15 protein-coding genes are annotated in these 14,110 nt (G+C 61.9%); 7 read left to right on the top strand and 8 right to left on the bottom strand.

From position 1 onward, the window contains the following. Positions 1 to 17: 17 nt before the first annotated feature. Positions 18 to 1,541: a histidine--tRNA ligase gene (gene hisS, locus BS629_RS03180; RefSeq protein WP_018244964.1), complete on the bottom strand. Its 1,524-nt coding sequence runs from the start codon at positions 1,539 to 1,541 to the stop codon at positions 18 to 20. A 130-nt stretch (positions 1,542 to 1,671) separates the two neighbouring features. On the opposite strand from hisS, the gene BS629_RS03175 reads away from it, so the two are divergent. From BS629_RS03175 to copM, 3 genes are all read left to right on the top strand, one after another. Further along, positions 1,672 to 2,430 carry a hypothetical protein gene (locus BS629_RS03175; RefSeq protein ID WP_026188632.1) on the top strand — a complete coding sequence of 253 codons (759 nt, stop codon included), beginning with the start codon at positions 1,672 to 1,674 and terminating at the stop codon, positions 2,428 to 2,430. A gap of 167 nt (positions 2,431 to 2,597) precedes the next feature. After that, positions 2,598 to 2,966, top strand: coding sequence for a hypothetical protein (locus BS629_RS03170; RefSeq protein ID WP_018244962.1), 369 nt, complete (start codon positions 2,598 to 2,600; stop codon positions 2,964 to 2,966). A gap of 75 nt (positions 2,967 to 3,041) precedes the next feature. Beyond that, positions 3,042 to 3,401, top strand: a complete 360-nt coding sequence (gene copM, locus BS629_RS03165) for a CopM family metallochaperone (RefSeq protein ID WP_018244961.1) — start codon at positions 3,042 to 3,044, stop codon at positions 3,399 to 3,401. 65 nt (positions 3,402 to 3,466) lie between these two features. Here copM and BS629_RS03160 read toward each other — a convergent pair whose 3' ends face one another. Next, positions 3,467 to 4,516: an aldo/keto reductase gene (locus BS629_RS03160; protein WP_018244960.1), complete on the bottom strand. Its 1,050-nt coding sequence runs from the start codon at positions 4,514 to 4,516 to the stop codon at positions 3,467 to 3,469. 351 nt (positions 4,517 to 4,867) lie between these two features. On the opposite strand from BS629_RS03160, the gene BS629_RS03155 reads away from it, so the two are divergent. Beyond that, the gene (locus BS629_RS03155) at positions 4,868 to 5,572 is read left to right on the top strand and encodes an HAD family hydrolase (RefSeq protein WP_018244959.1); all 705 of its coding nucleotides are present in this window, start codon (positions 4,868 to 4,870) and stop codon (positions 5,570 to 5,572) included. 29 nt (positions 5,573 to 5,601) lie between these two features. Here the strand turns inward: BS629_RS03155 and BS629_RS03150 are convergent, their stop codons facing one another. Together BS629_RS03150 and BS629_RS03145 are read right to left on the bottom strand one after the other, a co-directional pair. Continuing rightward, a complete protein-coding gene (locus tag BS629_RS03150) occupies positions 5,602 to 6,105 on the bottom strand; it encodes a hypothetical protein (protein ID WP_018244958.1) in 504 nt (167 codons plus the stop codon). Further along, positions 6,102 to 6,731 carry a DNA-3-methyladenine glycosylase I gene (locus tag BS629_RS03145; protein ID WP_018244957.1) on the bottom strand — a complete coding sequence of 210 codons (630 nt, stop codon included), beginning with the start codon at positions 6,729 to 6,731 and terminating at the stop codon, positions 6,102 to 6,104. The genes BS629_RS03150 and BS629_RS03145 overlap by 4 nt, the downstream gene beginning before the upstream one ends. A 249-nt stretch (positions 6,732 to 6,980) precedes the next feature. On the opposite strand from BS629_RS03145, the gene BS629_RS03140 reads away from it, so the two are divergent. The 3 genes from BS629_RS03140 to BS629_RS03130 all read left to right on the top strand — a co-directional run bounded on the left by BS629_RS03140 (position 6,981) and on the right by BS629_RS03130 (position 9,461). Further along, positions 6,981 to 7,730, top strand: a complete 750-nt coding sequence (locus BS629_RS03140; RefSeq protein WP_018244956.1) for a L,D-transpeptidase — start codon at positions 6,981 to 6,983, stop codon at positions 7,728 to 7,730. 240 nt (positions 7,731 to 7,970) lie between these two features. Then, a complete protein-coding gene (locus tag BS629_RS03135; RefSeq protein ID WP_018244955.1) occupies positions 7,971 to 8,663 on the top strand; it encodes a L,D-transpeptidase in 693 nt (230 codons plus the stop codon). A 123-nt stretch (positions 8,664 to 8,786) separates the two neighbouring features. After that, positions 8,787 to 9,461: an outer membrane protein gene (locus tag BS629_RS03130; protein WP_018244954.1), complete on the top strand. Its 675-nt coding sequence runs from the start codon at positions 8,787 to 8,789 to the stop codon at positions 9,459 to 9,461. 19 nt (positions 9,462 to 9,480) lie between these two features. On the opposite strand, the gene BS629_RS03125 is transcribed toward BS629_RS03130, so the two are convergent. The 4 genes from BS629_RS03125 to BS629_RS03110 all read right to left on the bottom strand — a co-directional run bounded on the left by BS629_RS03125 (position 9,481) and on the right by BS629_RS03110 (position 13,978). After that, a complete protein-coding gene (locus BS629_RS03125) occupies positions 9,481 to 9,921 on the bottom strand; it encodes a hypothetical protein (protein WP_018244953.1) in 441 nt (146 codons plus the stop codon). A gap of 42 nt (positions 9,922 to 9,963) precedes the next feature. Then, a complete protein-coding gene (gene glcF, locus BS629_RS03120; RefSeq protein WP_018244952.1) occupies positions 9,964 to 11,274 on the bottom strand; it encodes a glycolate oxidase subunit GlcF in 1,311 nt (436 codons plus the stop codon). A gap of 68 nt (positions 11,275 to 11,342) precedes the next feature. Continuing rightward, on the bottom strand, positions 11,343 to 12,542 hold the full coding sequence (gene glcE / locus BS629_RS03115; RefSeq protein ID WP_018244951.1) for a glycolate oxidase subunit GlcE: 1,200 nt from the start codon (positions 12,540 to 12,542) through the stop codon (positions 11,343 to 11,345). Continuing rightward, positions 12,539 to 13,978: an FAD-linked oxidase C-terminal domain-containing protein gene (locus tag BS629_RS03110; RefSeq protein ID WP_018244950.1), complete on the bottom strand. Its 1,440-nt coding sequence runs from the start codon at positions 13,976 to 13,978 to the stop codon at positions 12,539 to 12,541. The genes glcE and BS629_RS03110 overlap by 4 nt, the downstream gene beginning before the upstream one ends. Between the last annotated feature and the right edge of the window lie 132 nt (positions 13,979 to 14,110).

Genomic DNA, 14,110 nt, shown 5'->3' with positions numbered 1-14,110 from the left:
AGCGTGTCGGAAATGCCTCAGACATTGCCGCCCGCCCTCTTTCGATCCTCGGCCTGCGCAGCAAGGATCTCCTTCACCTTGGCGACGAGGTCGGCTTCCGGCGCCGTCTCCTGCGCCACGCGCGCTTCGCGCCAGCTGGCATTGTCTTCGATCTCGCCGGAGAGCCGCTTGCCTTCGATCAGATCCTTGATCTGCACGACGCCTTCGGCGCGCTCGTCGCCGCCCTGGATGATGGCGACAGGGCAGCCGCGGCGATCGGCATATTTCAGCTGGTTGCCGAACTTCTTCCAGTTGCCCTGGAACATCTCGGCGCGAATGCCGGCGGCGCGCAGTTCCTGCGTCATCTTCTGATAGCGCCCCATCGCCTCGACATCGCCGTCCATGACGGTCACCAGCACCGGCTCGATGACCTCACTGGCGCCGAGCTTGCCGAGGTTCTTCAGCGCCGTCATCAGCCTGGAGACGCCGATCGAAAAGCCGGTCGCCGGAACCGGCTGACCCATGAAGCGCGAGACGAGGCCATCATAACGACCGCCGCCGCCGACCGAACCGAAGACGACCTTTTCGCCCTTTTCATTGGTGACGTCGAAGCTCAGTTCGGCCTCATAGACCGGGCCGGTATAATATTCGAGGCCGCGGACGACGGAGGGGTCGATCTTGATGCGGTCAGGGCCATAGCCGGCGCTCGCGACGAGAGCCCCGATGAAATTCAGCTCCTCGACGCCTTCGCCACCCCTGGAGGTTCCGGCAACGAGCTCGGCGAGGCGGGCGGCACTTTCGGCATAGTCCTTGATGCCGACGAAGAACAGCACCTTGTCGATCTGCTCCTGGTTAAGCCCGGCGCCCTTGGTGAAGTCGCCGGATTCATCCTTGCGGCCGGGGCCGAGCAGCAATGCCACGCCCTCCGGGCCGAACTTGTCGAGCTTGTCGATGGCGCGCAGCACGTTCAGCCGCTGGCCGGCCTTGTCGTCGCCGCCGAGACCGATCGCCTCGAGCACGCCATCCAGGACCTTGCGGTTGTTGACGCGGATGACATAGTCGCCACGTTTGATGCCGAGGGCTTCCAGCGTATCGGCCATCATCATGCACATTTCGGCATCGGCCTGGACGCCGGGCGCGCCGACGGTATCGGCATCGAACTGCATGAACTGACGGAAGCGGCCGGGGCCTGGCTTCTCGTTGCGGAAGACGTAACCGGCGCGATAGGTGCGGTAGGGCAACTGGATCTCGTTGAAATTCTCGGCGACATGACGGGCGAGCGGCGCCGTCAGGTCGTAACGCAGCGACATCCATTGTTCGTCATCGTCCTGCAGCGAAAAGACGCCCTCGTTCGGCCGGTCGCTGTCAGGCAGGAACTTGCCGAGCGCATCGGTATATTCGAACAGCGGCGTTTCGAGCGGATCGAAACCATAATGCTCATAGACTTCCCTGATCTTTGCCGTCATCTCGTTGACGGCGCGGATATCGCCGGCCGTCCGGTCGACGAAGCCGCGCGGCAGGCGGGCCTTGAGCTTTTGTGGTTTCTTCTGCTTGTCGTTCATTTCCGGGAATTCCACTGACTGTGACAGTGGCGGTTTCCTAGCGGATTGGGCGGGGAGCGGCAAGGGCGAAGGGTCTTGATGTGGCTGCGAGAATCGATTGAACGAAGAGGCATCCATCAGAAATGCGGATATGCTCATGATCACTGAGGCGCTTCTCTATGCCGCGACCTTGCCGCTGACCGGCAAGCCGCATCGAAAGTTCATCCGCTATTCCGTCAATCTTTGGTCGCGCGCCGGGCGCTGCGCCGGGGATTGGGCCGAACATGAGGAGATGAGCCGGAAGGCGATCCTGGCGGCGACCGCCGATCTCAGGCAGAAGCGGACCGCCGTCGTGCTCGGTTCCGGCCTGTTGCGCGATGTACCGATCGGGGTGCTGGCGCGAGATTTCGACACCGTCGTGCTGGTCGATCTCGTTCATCTCGCCTCGGTGCGCCTGTGGCTGTCGGCCAAGGGCTATCGCAATGTCCGGCTGATCGAGCGCGATCTCTCCGGCTACGATGAACTTGCCGCCGGCCGCGAGCCCGAACCGCTCGGCTTCCTGCGCGCTGTGCCCTATCTCGATCTGGTGGTTTCCGCCAACCTCTTGTCACAGATCGGTCGCGGCGTGAAACGGCGCCATGAAACTGACGCCGGGCGAATGCCTGAGGACACGGTGGAAAGGCTGATCGCGGCACATCTGGCCGGGCTTTCCGGGCTTTCCTGCCGCAGTTGCCTGGTGACCGATATCGCCTATGCCGTCATCGATCGCAACGGCAAGACGCATGAGGAGGCCGACCTGCTGCATGGCGTTTTGCCGCCACCGGCAAAAGCTAGCTGGACATGGCCGGTGGCGCCGCTCGGCGAAGAGAGCAAGGATTACCGGGTCGAGCACAAGGTCATTGCCGCCTAGCGCATCGTGCTTTCCGAAAATCGGAATCGATTTTCGGAAAGCACGATGCGAGGATTGAAAGTGTTACAGCGTCCTTTGCGCGTCGGAAAAGACGCGCGGCGCTGTAGTGATCAGGATGTGATCGCCGGTCGGCTTGGCTTGCATCCGGCCTTCGCCTATAAAACAGCATGCGCATGCTCGCCCTCATCACGATGTTTCTCGGCTGGCTGGTCTACAGCGCCATGTCTGCATGGGCGGGCTGTCCGACATGTGCGTCGATGAACGCACCGGTCGCCGTCGAAACCGGCGGTATGCACCATGAGATATCACGCATGAATATGCCGGGGGCGGCTGATAAGGCCGATCCGTTGAAAGACCCTTGCGCCACCGGTAATTCCGCGCATATGCCGCTTTGCGCCGCCTGTCTGCTGCTGCCACCGGCGGTGATGGTCATGGCCAGCGGGAAGTCCATCTTCGGCTATCCCGCCCCGGCGCTTGCCCGCGCCCTCGATGACAACAAACCGACACCGCAGTCGCCGCCTCCCCGACTGTCCTGACACCACAGCAATCCATGCCAATCGGGTGGCCCAGCTGCCCGGCAAACCTATTGTCAGACAGAGGAAGGAACTCTCATGTCTTTGAAAATCATCGCCCTCACCGCAATGCTCGCCATCATTGCCGCTCCTGTCCTTGCCGAAGACAAACCGATGGATATGAGCAAGCCGATGGGCAACCACGATGCGGCAAGCCACGCCTTCAGCGAGGCCAACGCCAAGATGCACAAGGATATGATGATCGAGTACAGCGGCGATGCTGATGCGGATTTCGTGCGCGGCATGATCCCGCACCATCAGGGCGCGATCGATATGGCCCGGATCGAGCTGCAATATGGAAAAGATCCCGATATCCGCAAGCTCGCCGAAGCCGTCATCAAGGCGCAGGAAGCCGAGATCGCCGAGATGAACGCCTGGCTCAAAGCCCACGGCAAATAATCGATCGTTATGAAAAGGGGAACGCCGGAAATGTCCGGCGTTCCCCAGGACTTATGTTGGCGAGGTCAGTCTTTCGGCTCGAAATCGGCCGGGCGGCGGCCGGCGCCCTGTCGCGCCAGCATCCAGCCCGGATATTCCGGAGCAAGCGCGCTCACCTCGTCGAGCTTTTTCATATCGTCTTCATCGAGCTTCAGCTTGACGGCGGCAAGGTTCTGGTCGAGCTGGTCGACACGCTTGGCGCCGATGATGACTGTGGTGACGAAGGGCTTGGCGAGGATATAGGCGAGCGCCACAGTGGCGACGCTGACGCCGTGCTTTTCGGCGACTTCGCGCATGATGGCGACGCAGGCCCAGGCCTTGTCCTTGTCGACGGGCGGGAAATCGAAACTGGCGCGGCGGCCTTCGCCGTTGCCGGGCGCGCCTGGACCATACTTGCCGGAGAGCAGACCGCCGGCGAGCGGCGACCAGACCATCAGGCCGAGCTTTTCCTCCTGCATCATCGGCACGATGTCACGCTCGAGATCGCGGCCGGCGATGGAGTAATAGGCCTGCACGGTTTCAAAGCGGGCAAAGCCGCGGCGTTCGGAGAGGCCGAGCGCCTTGGAAATGCGCCAGGCCTGCCAGTTGGAGACGCCGATATAGCGCACGAGACCGCGGGAAACGAGATCGTCAAGAGCGCGCAGCGTCTCCTCGATCGGCGTCACCGTATCGGTCGCGTGGATCTGATAGAGGTCGATATGATCCGTCTGCAGGCGCTTGAGGCTCGCCTCGACGGAATCCATGATGTGGCCGCGCGAGGCACCGCGGTCGTTCGGCTTGTCGCCCATGACGCCGTAGACCTTGGTGGCGATGACGACGTCCTTGCGGGGGATGTCGAGGTTCTTCAGCGCCTGGCCGAGCAGCCTTTCGGACTCGCCGGATGAATAGACGTCGGCCGTGTCGATGAAATTGACGCCTGATGCAAGCGAGCGCTCGACGATCCGGTCGGCGGCATTCTGGTCGACGTCGGCGATGGCGCCCCACATACTGCCTTGTTTGGCTTCGCCGAAGGTCATCGTGCCCAGGCAGATTTCCGAGACGAAAAGTCCCGTATTTCCGAGTTGATTGTAACGCATGGTCGAAAAATTCCTTTGTGTCTGCCGCAAGAGGGGCTTGCGAACTGCTGAACTTCATTTTTTGATTATTGGCCTGCATATGACAGGCACAGCCGTGGCTGGCTGCAAGGTGAGGCGATTTTCATGTAGTGCGGCGGCGGCGCTTTTCAACGCCGACGCGCGGCGCTGTAAAGGCGGATGCCCTTGTCTCGACACAGGCATCCGATAGATTGCCGGCCATATTTTAAGAACAGGATGATTTTAGGCCGGGTCGGCCTAAAATCTGAATCCTGTTCTCAGTTAAATTGTGAGAGCATTAATGTCGTCCGAAAACCGCTCACACTTTTCGGCATCATGCTCTAGGGTGCGCATATGGCGACGCGACCACTGACCACGATCGGCTTCGATGCCGATGATACACTCTGGCAGAACGAACAATATTACCGACTGACGGAAGCGCATTTCACCGGGCTTCTTGCCGATTTCGCCGAAGGACCGAAGATTTCCGAACGGCTGCTGGAAGCGGAGAAACGGAACCTTCGCCACTACGGCTTCGGCATAAAGGGTTTCACGCTGTCGATGATCGAGACGGCGATCGAAATCACCGAGGGCAAGATTCCGGCCGGCGTGATCGCCAAGATCCTCGATACCGGCCGCGAGCTCCTCTCTCATCCCGTCGAAACCATGCCGCATGTGCGCGACACGCTGGAAGCGCTTGCCGGCAAATACCTGCTCGTGATGATCACCAAGGGCGATCTCTTCGATCAGGAGCGCAAGCTTGCGCAATCCGGGCTCGGCGACTTCTTCGACGCCATCGAGATCGTCTCCGACAAGACGGCCGTCACCTATCGCCGCATCTTCGCCAAGGTCGGCGACGGGCCGGAGCGGGCGATGATGGTCGGCAATTCGCTGAAATCGGACATCGTGCCGGCAATTGCCGCCGGCAGCTACGGCGTTTTCGTGCCGCACGAACTGACCTGGGTGCTGGAACATGTGGACGAGCCGAAAGAGGCGCCGCGTTTCCGCAAGATCGACCACCTCGGCGAATTGCGCGACCTGATCGACCGGCTCTCATAAGCTGCCAAGCTGCGCTTGTAGCTCTTGGCTCACTGCTTGGCTGGCGCCTTTGGAAACAGCGACGGGCGCTCCGGCTCGGCGGCCGGTTTCGGCTGCTGCGGGGCAGCCGCCAACGGCTCGATCAGGATGCTGAAGGGAGCGCCGAGGCCACGGCGCGGCGAGACCTTGGAATAATAGGGGCGCAGCAGCCAGGTGGCGTTCTCCTTGACCGTTGTCTCGAAGCTCATGCCGTCCTCGTCGGTGCCGAAGAAGGCCTCGTCATCCGGTTTCGACAGGTCGAAAATCGCCAGGAAGGCAAATTTGCTCTTACTGGAAAAACTGATCTTCATATGCTGGCCGGCGCGCACCGGCAGCGTATAGACATGGCTATTGCCGAACTTCGTCCAGCCCTTCAACTGCATGGTGACGGCCGGGAACTGCAGCTTCTCCAGCTTCTCGCCGGGATCGAGCTGCGGCGTCTGCGCCATGGCGGAGACCGTCAGGAGGAAAAGGGCAGCGGCGGCGATAATTGTTCTCACGGATAGATCTTTCATGGGCGGACCAGAGCGGTGCGCATCGCCTCGACCTCGGGCCGGCAGAAGCAACCTTCCAGATGATCGTTGACGAGACCCATCGCCTGCATGAAAGCATAAACTGTGGTCGGGCCGACAAAGGTCCAGCCGCGTTTCTTCAGATCCTTCGAAATGACCACGGATGTCGGCGTCGTCGGATTGGCGACGATGTGATCACGGTCGACCACTGCCGGCCGCTCGTTGTGGCCGGGTTCGTAGCGCCAGAAATAATGGGCGAGCGAGCCGAATTCGTCCCTAAGCTCGATCGCACGCTTGGCATTGTTGATGGTCGAGACGATCTTGCCGCGATGGCGGATGATGCCGGCATCGGCAAGGCAGCGAGCGACATCCCCTTCGCCGAAGAGGGCGACCTTGTGGAAATCGAAACCTGCGAAGGCGGCGCGGAAATTCTCCCGCTTGCGCAGGATCGTCAGCCAGGAAAGGCCGGACTGGAAACCTTCGAGGCAGATCTTCTCGAAGAGGCGGATGTCATCGGTGACAGGGCGGCCCCATTCCTCGTCATGATACCGGAGATAATCGGGCAGATTGGCGTGCCAGTAGCAGCGGCTCCTGCCGTCCTCGCCGATGATGATGCCTGTCGCGCTCATGGTCCTTCATTCTGCGGGGGTCCGCTTCGTTCTCCGGTCTTTGATTCCGGCTTTACCATTTGCAAACCGTCTTTCCAAACCGAACGGTAACCCTGACGAAAAGTTTATCCCAACGGTCGGCTTTTCATGAATCGATCTTTACCATTCGCTGTCGGATTGGGTGGCAGCGTCTTTGCCGGGCGGAACATCTCCGCCCGGGCGGACATGTCCCGCCAGCGCATTTTCGGTCATTTGTAGAGAGTTCGTCCGATGATGAAACAGCTTGTTCTTGCCGCAGCCCTCTTCGGCATTTTCTCCACGGCCGCCCTTGCAGACGACCGTTATGCCACTCGCCCGCCCGTCGTGCTCAGCCCCGATCTGACTGCGCCCTGGATCAACCAGCTGGGCGGCGGCACCGTTCGTCCCGTCGTCTATCAGCGGCCGATCGTCCGCCAGCAACAGCGCGGCCTTTTCCAGCGTCGCGTGCTGCGCCAGGCGCCGCAGGCCGCACCGCAGACCGTTTCGGCGATCAATCCCGGCATCCCGTCGATCCGCCATCCGATCGAACCGCAATACCTGCCGCAGATGGTCGACTACGACACGCAGGAAAAGCCGGGCACGATCGTCATCGATACCAACAACCGCTTCCTCTATCTGGTGATGCAAGGCGGCAAGGCGCGCCGCTATGGCGTCGGCGTCGGCAAGCCGGGCTTCGAATGGGCGGGCGCCCACAAGATCACCCGCAAGACCGAATGGCCGGACTGGACGCCGCCTTCCGAGATGATTAGCCGCGAGGCCGCCAAGGGTCATTACCTGCCGGCGCGCATGGACGGCGGGGCGGAAAACCCGCTCGGCGCGCGCGCCATGTATCTCGGCTCGACGCTTTACCGCATCCACGGCACCAACGCGCCCTGGTCGATCGGCAGCGCCGTCTCCTCCGGCTGCATTCGCCTGCGCAACGAAGACGTCATCGACCTCTACGATCGCGTCAGTGTGGGAACCCGCGTCATCGTCATGTAACGGCGGCGCAATACTTACAGCGCCGCGCGTCTTTTCGAGAGCCGCAAAGGGCGCTGTGACCCTTTAAATTGCTGCATAATTTTTCCTTAAGTCGATTCCGATTTGAGGATCAATTATGCAGTAGGAGCCGCAAGAACAGCCTGCTCCCCTTCTCCAAAATTGCTGTATCCGGCCACGCCGATCTTGAATCGGGCAGAAGTTCATGTAGCTTCGGGCGGATTTGCTTGAGGGGAATCGATCATGATCAAACTAATGCCGGGTCTGGCTGCTGCCGGACTTGTCCTGTCCTTGATGTCTACGTCTGCCTTTGCTGCACCCGCGGGCTCCGCGTCCGACAATGCACGACGCCCGGCGCAGATCGTGCGCGTGGCGCAGATGCCGAAATACGTGAAGCCGCAGTTCAAGCGCAAAAAAGTGCGCCTGGTAACGACGGAAGCCGCCGGCACCGTCATCATCGATACCAACAACAAATATCTCTACCTCGTCGAGGGCAACAACCGCGCCACCCGCTATGGCATCGGCGTCGGCCGCGACGGCTTCGGCTGGTCGGGGGTGGTCAAGATCGGCCGCAAGGCTGAATGGCCCGCCTGGACGCCGCCGGCAGAGATGCGCCGCCGCGAAGCCGCCAAGGGACACATGATCCCTGCTTTCCAGGAAGGCGGCGAGGACAATCCGCTCGGCGCCCGCGCCATGTATCTCTACCAGGGTGGCCGCGACACGATCTTCCGTATTCACGGCACCAATCAGCCCTGGACGATCGGCCTCAACATGTCTTCGGGCTGCATCCGGATGATGAACGAGGATGTGACGCATCTCTACGATCGCGCGCCTGTCGGCACCAAGGTGATCGTCATCGGCCCCGGCAACCGGCAGGGCAATGTGGCGTTTGAGGACCGGGGCATCGACGTGCTGCGCACGATGTTTGGCGGCTGAGCAACACTTTCAAAAAAAACGAAAGGCGCTTTTTGACGCGCCTTTTATTTTGCTTAGACTTTCAGGCCGAAAGCTGGCAAACCTGCCTAAGAGTCGACACATTTGCAATATCGGGGCTATTCAATGACATATGCGCTGCGTTCCTCCGCTTCCGTACTTGCGGGCATCGCGTTTTTCACAATCTGTTCGGCAGTTTCCGCCTCGGCGGAAGACCTGCAATTCTCCATCTACGGCGGCTACCAGACCGCGCCGCATAGCGGCGTCGATCTTTCCGACGGCACGCACTTCACCGCCGGCTGGGAAGGCAAGTCCTTCGGCAGCCCGCCTTATTACGGAGGCCGCGTCACCTGGTGGCTCGAGAACTTCAACAAGCCGAACTGGGGTATTTCGCTCGATTATACCCATGACAAAGTCTATGCCGACGACGATACGCTGGCCAAGACCGGCTGGTCGCATTTCGAATTCACCGACGGCCTGAACCTGATCACGGTGAACGGTCTCTACCGTTTCCAGGATCCGACACGCCGCTGGACCCCCTATCTCGGCGCCGGTATCGGCGTGAACATTCCGCATGTTGAAGTGATTCGCCCCGAGGGTAAGACCTGGGCTTATGAATTCGGCGGCGTGACGCTGCAGGCCCAGGCCGGCGTCGACTTCAAGGTGACCGAGCGCTGGTCGACCTTCGTCGAATACAAGGGCACTTATTCGCGCATCGACGTTCCGATCGACAGCGGCGTGGACCTGAAGACCAACATCTTCACGAATGCCGTCAACGTCGGCGTATCGTTCCACTGGTAAATAAATTTCGGCTGCGGTGCTATTTCGTGCCGCAGCTGACCTTGCCCTCGACGGCATAGGGTTTTTCACCGCCTTCGATCGTCAGGGAATAGGTGCCGCTGAAATTTGCCGACGGCTTGCCGCGCTCACCGGCGACGACCACCAGATCCAGCGTTGCTCCGTCGGTATCGTCGCCGCCGCCGTCAAAGACTTCCATAAGCAGTTCGCCGTCGCGCGACCAGTGGTTGGTCAGGTGCTGCGATTCGAAAACACGCTTTCCGAATACTGTCGATTGGACCTCATCCTTGACGATCAACGCGCCGCGGAAATGGTTCAGCTTGTGGCCGGCATCGCTTTCGAAACCGCTTTCGAGCGTGAAGCGTGCTTCCTTGTCATCGGCGGAACAGAAATAACGGCTATTTGCATGGGCGGTGCCTGCCACACCGAGCAGTCCCGCAAGCACAATCATTCCCCGCCACATCGTCTAAACTCCCGAGACCGGCCCGACGGGCCTTCGCAAGCTTCAGCCTAACGGCAAACCTGTTAATTTTTCCGGCACAGCGCCACCATAGGCCCAATCGAGCAGTTCGACCGTATGCAGGATCGGCATGCCGGTGCCGGTGGCGATCTGGGTGATGCAGCCGATATTGCCGGTGGCGATGACATCGGCCTTGGTGGCCTCGATATTTTTGACCTTGCGTGCCTTCAGCGTAGCCGAGATCTCCGGCTGCATGATGTTGTAGGTGCCGGCAGAGCCGCAGCAAAGATGGCCTTCGGCGGGATCGCGCACCGTAAAGCCCGCCGCTTTCAGCAATTGCTTCGGCGCAAGCGTGATCCGTTGCCCGTGCTGCATGGAACAGGCGGAATGATAGGCGACCGTGACGCCGTTCGGCATATGCGCCGGCAGATCGAGGGTTGCGAGATATTCGGTGACGTCCTTGGCGAGCGCCGAGACCCTGGCCGCCTTTGCAGCATAGGCGGGGTCGAGGCGCAGCATGTGGCCGTAATCCTTGATCGTCGTGCCGCAGCCCGAGGCGGTGATGATGATCGCATCGAGGCCCTGCCCGTCGATCTCGCGCGTCCAGATATCGACATTGGCGCGCGCACTGGCGAGCGCCTGTTCGGCGCGACCCATGTGATGGACCAGCGAGCCGCAACAGACCTCGCCTTCCGGCACCACGACCTCGACGCCGAGCCGCGTCAACAGCCGGATCGCCGCCGCGTTGATGCCGGGATCAAGCACCGGCTGGGCGCAGCCGGAAAGGATCGCCACTCGGCCGCGCCGTTCCGTCTCGGGCCGATGCGTGCCGGGTTTTGCGAAGTCCGAAGCGGCGGGGATGCGGCGCGGCGCAAGTGACAGCATGGCGGCGAAGGGTTTCAGCGCGCCGCCCCGCATCAGGCCGGCGAAGGGCCGGCCGAGGCGGGCGAGATTGAGCGCCAGGCGGAAGCGGCCGGGATAGGGCAGCACGGCGGCAAGGATGGCGCGCGTCAGCCGGTTCATGAACGGCCGTTTGTAGGTCTTTTCGATATGGGCGCGGGCGTGATCGACCAGATGCATGTAATCGACGCCGGAGGGACAGGTAGTGACGCAGGCAAGGCAGGAGAGACAGCGGTCGATATGGGTGACGACCTCGGTATCGGCGGGGCGGCCGTTTTCCAGCATGTCCTTGATCAGGTAGATGCGGCCGCGCGGGCTGTCGAGCTCATTGCCGAGCGTCACATAGGTGGGACAGGTGGCGGTGCAGAAACCGCAATGGACACATTTGCGCAGGATCTGCTCGGATTCGGCGACATCGGGATCGAGGAGCTGGGTCAGGTTGAAGTTGGTTTGCATCTAGCGGGATCCCCCATGGGTCTTGGAGGTTTTGCTGGAGATATGCAGACACGGATCCATCTTGTCCCTCACCCCATCTTCCCCGGATTGAATATGCCGGCCGGATCGAATTTTTCCTTTACCCGCCGCGACAGCATCACCACCGCCTCGAGCTCGGGGTGGAAGGCTGATGTGACCGCCCTCGCCTCATCCGATGCACGGATCAGCGTCGCATGGCCGCCGCCGAGCGCCTTGATATAGCGACGAACCAGTTCGGCTTCTGGGCCTGCCTCCATGCGCATCCAGACAAGACCACCCTGCCAGTCGTAGAAGGCGTCGACGGCGGCTTCGAGGCGGAGTGCGGCGACCAACTGATGGCCGGTGCCGGGGGCGACCGAGACGCGCCAGACCGGCCGCGCCGTGCCGTCGGCATAAGGCAGCACGTCACGAATTTCCTGCCAGAGTTTATGACTTTCCGGCTGCTCCAGCCGCGTGACCGTGGCGAAGGCCGACATTGCCGCGGCAAGCTTTTCGATGCGTACGTCGACCGAGCCCGGCAGGCCTTCGATGCGCAGAACCGTCGCTTCGCCCTCGGGCAATTTGCCGGCGAGGAATTTCCACGTCACCGTCAAGGGCAGATGCGCCGCACCCGAGACTTCGACCGGCAGCGCCATCGCCGCCGCCATGGCGTTTGCCGCCTCGGCGTCGTTGAGACCCGATAGCACCACCGTCCGCTCCGTCTTCGGGCGCGGCGGCACACGGAAGGTGACTTCGGTGAGGAAACCCAACGTGCCATGCGAGCCGGCGACCAGCTTGGCGAGATCGAGGCCGGTGACATTCTTCATCACCCGGCCGCCGGCCTTGATGATCTCACCCCTGCCGTTGACGAAGCGCACCCCGAGCAGGCTGTCGCGGCCAGCACCCGCGATCAGCCGGCGCGGACCGGAGACATTGGCGGCGAAGACGCCGCCGATGGTCGGCTCACCGGATGTGCCCATCACAGGGCGATGATCCATCGGCTCGAAGGCGAGCATCTGGCCACTGTCCTGAAGTGCCGCTTCGACCTCGGCAAGTGGCGTGCCGGATCGGACCGTCATGACCATTTCGCCGGGATTATAGGCGACGATGCCGGTAAGCCCGGTCGAGCGCAGCCGGTCCTCGGCAGCAACGGCATTGCCGAAGCCCGAGCGGGTATTACCGCCGCAGATCACGAGCGGCCGGCCGCTCTGCGCATGGGCGCGGACGATCCCTGCTGCCTCTTCCTCGCTCGTCGGCATCAGATCGATCATGCAGCGGGGCGCCCTTCGAGCGGGAAGACCTTCGACGGATTGAGGAGCCAGCCCGGATCGAAGGCGGCACGCGCTGCCATCTGTTGGGCGAGGTCGGTCTCCGAATATTGATGGCGCATCAGGTCGCGCTTCTCGATGCCGACGCCATGTTCGCCGGTAAGGCAGCCGCCGGCATCGACGCAGAGCCTCAGAATATCGTTGCCGGCCGCCTCGGCACGGGCGGCATCTTCGGGATCGTTGGCGTTGAAGAGGATCAGCGGGTGCATATTGCCGTCGCCGGCATGGAAGACATTGGCGACACGCAGGCCGTAATGATCGACGATCTCGGCGGTTCTTTTCAGCACGTGGGAGAGCTGGCTGAGCGGCACGGTGCCGTCCATGCAGATATAGTCGGCGATGCGGCCGGTGGCGCCAAAGGCGGATTTGCGGCCCTTCCAGATCAATGCCGCCTCGGTCGCCGACTGGCATTCGCGCACGGTCTTGACAGCATGCCGACGGGCGATCTCGACGATGTCCTTCAGCGTGGCGTCCATCTCCGCTTCCGACCCCTCGACCTCGACGATCAAAAGCGCGCCGACATCGAGGGGATAGCCGGCATGGGCGAAGGCTTCGCAGATCTCGATCGCCGGCTTGTCCATGAATTCGATCGCCACCGGGATAATGCCAGCGGCAATGACATCGGCAACGCAGGCGCCGGCCTCTTCCGAGTTCTCGAAGCCGAAGAGCACCGGGCGCGCGCCTTCCGGCTTGGCGATCAACCGCACCGTCGCCTCGGTGACGATGCCGAGTTGGCCCTCGTGGCCGCAGACGAGGCCGAGCAGATCGTAGCCTGCCGCATCCAGCGCCTTGCCGCCAAGCTCGATCACCGTGCCGTCGACCAGCACCATCCTGACGCCGAGCAGATTGTTGGTGGTGACGCCATATTTCAGACAGTGAGCGCCGCCGGAATTCATGCCGATATTGCCGCCGATCGTGCAGGCAAGCTGCGAACTCGGATCAGGCGCATAGAAAAAGCCGTCCGCGGAGACGGATTCGGAGATATTGAGATTGGTCACGCCGGCCTGGACAACGGCAACGCGGTTCGGCAGATCGATTTCGAGGATGCTGTTCATCTTCGACAGGCCGAGCACGACGGCATCCTCCTGCGGGATGGCGCCGCCGGAGAGCGAGGTGCCGGCGCCGCGCGGCACGACGGGAATGCCGTAGCGATGGCAATAGCGCATGATGGCCGAAACCTCGGCCGTGGTGCGCGGCAGGGCGACGGCGAGCGGCAAGCGGCGGTAGGACACGAAGGCGTCGGTCTCGAACGGCACCAGCTCGCGCGCCTCATGCACCAGGCATTCCGGCGGCAGAAGATCGGTCAGATCGGAAACGATCTGGGCTCGGCGCGCCAGCACGTCGGCGCGCGGGGCGAGAAACGAAATGGCGTCGGACATGGCGCTCTCCCTGGCCCTGACGAGGGGGAATGGCAGCGGGAAGATGACAGCGGAAACCGGCCGCGAACCTCCCTGCCGCCGATAGACCGGCTTAGCACTTTCCCGAAAGTGGCGCAAATGCTAAGCACTTAT

This window comes from Rhizobium leguminosarum bv. viciae USDA 2370, assembly GCF_002008365.1.
In the GTDB taxonomy this organism is placed as follows: domain Bacteria; phylum Pseudomonadota; class Alphaproteobacteria; order Rhizobiales; family Rhizobiaceae; genus Rhizobium; species Rhizobium leguminosarum.
This window is presented reverse-complemented; position numbering and strand designations above follow the sequence as displayed.

Bases quoted from the DNA above. Each gene is read 5' to 3' on its own strand.
- BS629_RS03125 (WP_018244953.1), bottom strand. From the start codon at position 9,921: ATGTGGCGGGGAATGATTGTGCTTGCGGGACTGCTCGGTGTGGCAGGC.
- hisS (WP_018244964.1), bottom strand. From the start codon at position 1,541: ATGAACGACAAGCAGAAGAAACCACAAAAGCTCAAGGCCCGCCTGCCG.
- BS629_RS03140 (WP_018244956.1), top strand. From the start codon at position 6,981: ATGATGAAACAGCTTGTTCTTGCCGCAGCCCTCTTCGGCATTTTCTCC.
- BS629_RS03160 (WP_018244960.1), bottom strand. From the start codon at position 4,516: ATGCGTTACAATCAACTCGGAAATACGGGACTTTTCGTCTCGGAAATC.
- BS629_RS03130 (WP_018244954.1), top strand. From the start codon at position 8,787: ATGACATATGCGCTGCGTTCCTCCGCTTCCGTACTTGCGGGCATCGCG.
- BS629_RS03110 (WP_018244950.1), bottom strand. From the start codon at position 13,978: ATGTCCGACGCCATTTCGTTTCTCGCCCCGCGCGCCGACGTGCTGGCG.
- glcE (WP_018244951.1), bottom strand. From the start codon at position 12,542: ATGATCGATCTGATGCCGACGAGCGAGGAAGAGGCAGCAGGGATCGTC.
- BS629_RS03175 (WP_026188632.1), top strand. From the start codon at position 1,672: ATGCTCATGATCACTGAGGCGCTTCTCTATGCCGCGACCTTGCCGCTG.
- copM (WP_018244961.1), top strand. From the start codon at position 3,042: ATGTCTTTGAAAATCATCGCCCTCACCGCAATGCTCGCCATCATTGCC.
- glcF (WP_018244952.1), bottom strand. From the start codon at position 11,274: ATGCAAACCAACTTCAACCTGACCCAGCTCCTCGATCCCGATGTCGCC.
- BS629_RS03150 (WP_018244958.1), bottom strand. From the start codon at position 6,105: ATGAAAGATCTATCCGTGAGAACAATTATCGCCGCCGCTGCCCTTTTC.
- BS629_RS03170 (WP_018244962.1), top strand. From the start codon at position 2,598: ATGCGCATGCTCGCCCTCATCACGATGTTTCTCGGCTGGCTGGTCTAC.
- BS629_RS03145 (WP_018244957.1), bottom strand. From the start codon at position 6,731: ATGAGCGCGACAGGCATCATCATCGGCGAGGACGGCAGGAGCCGCTGC.
- BS629_RS03155 (WP_018244959.1), top strand. From the start codon at position 4,868: ATGGCGACGCGACCACTGACCACGATCGGCTTCGATGCCGATGATACA.
- BS629_RS03135 (WP_018244955.1), top strand. From the start codon at position 7,971: ATGATCAAACTAATGCCGGGTCTGGCTGCTGCCGGACTTGTCCTGTCC.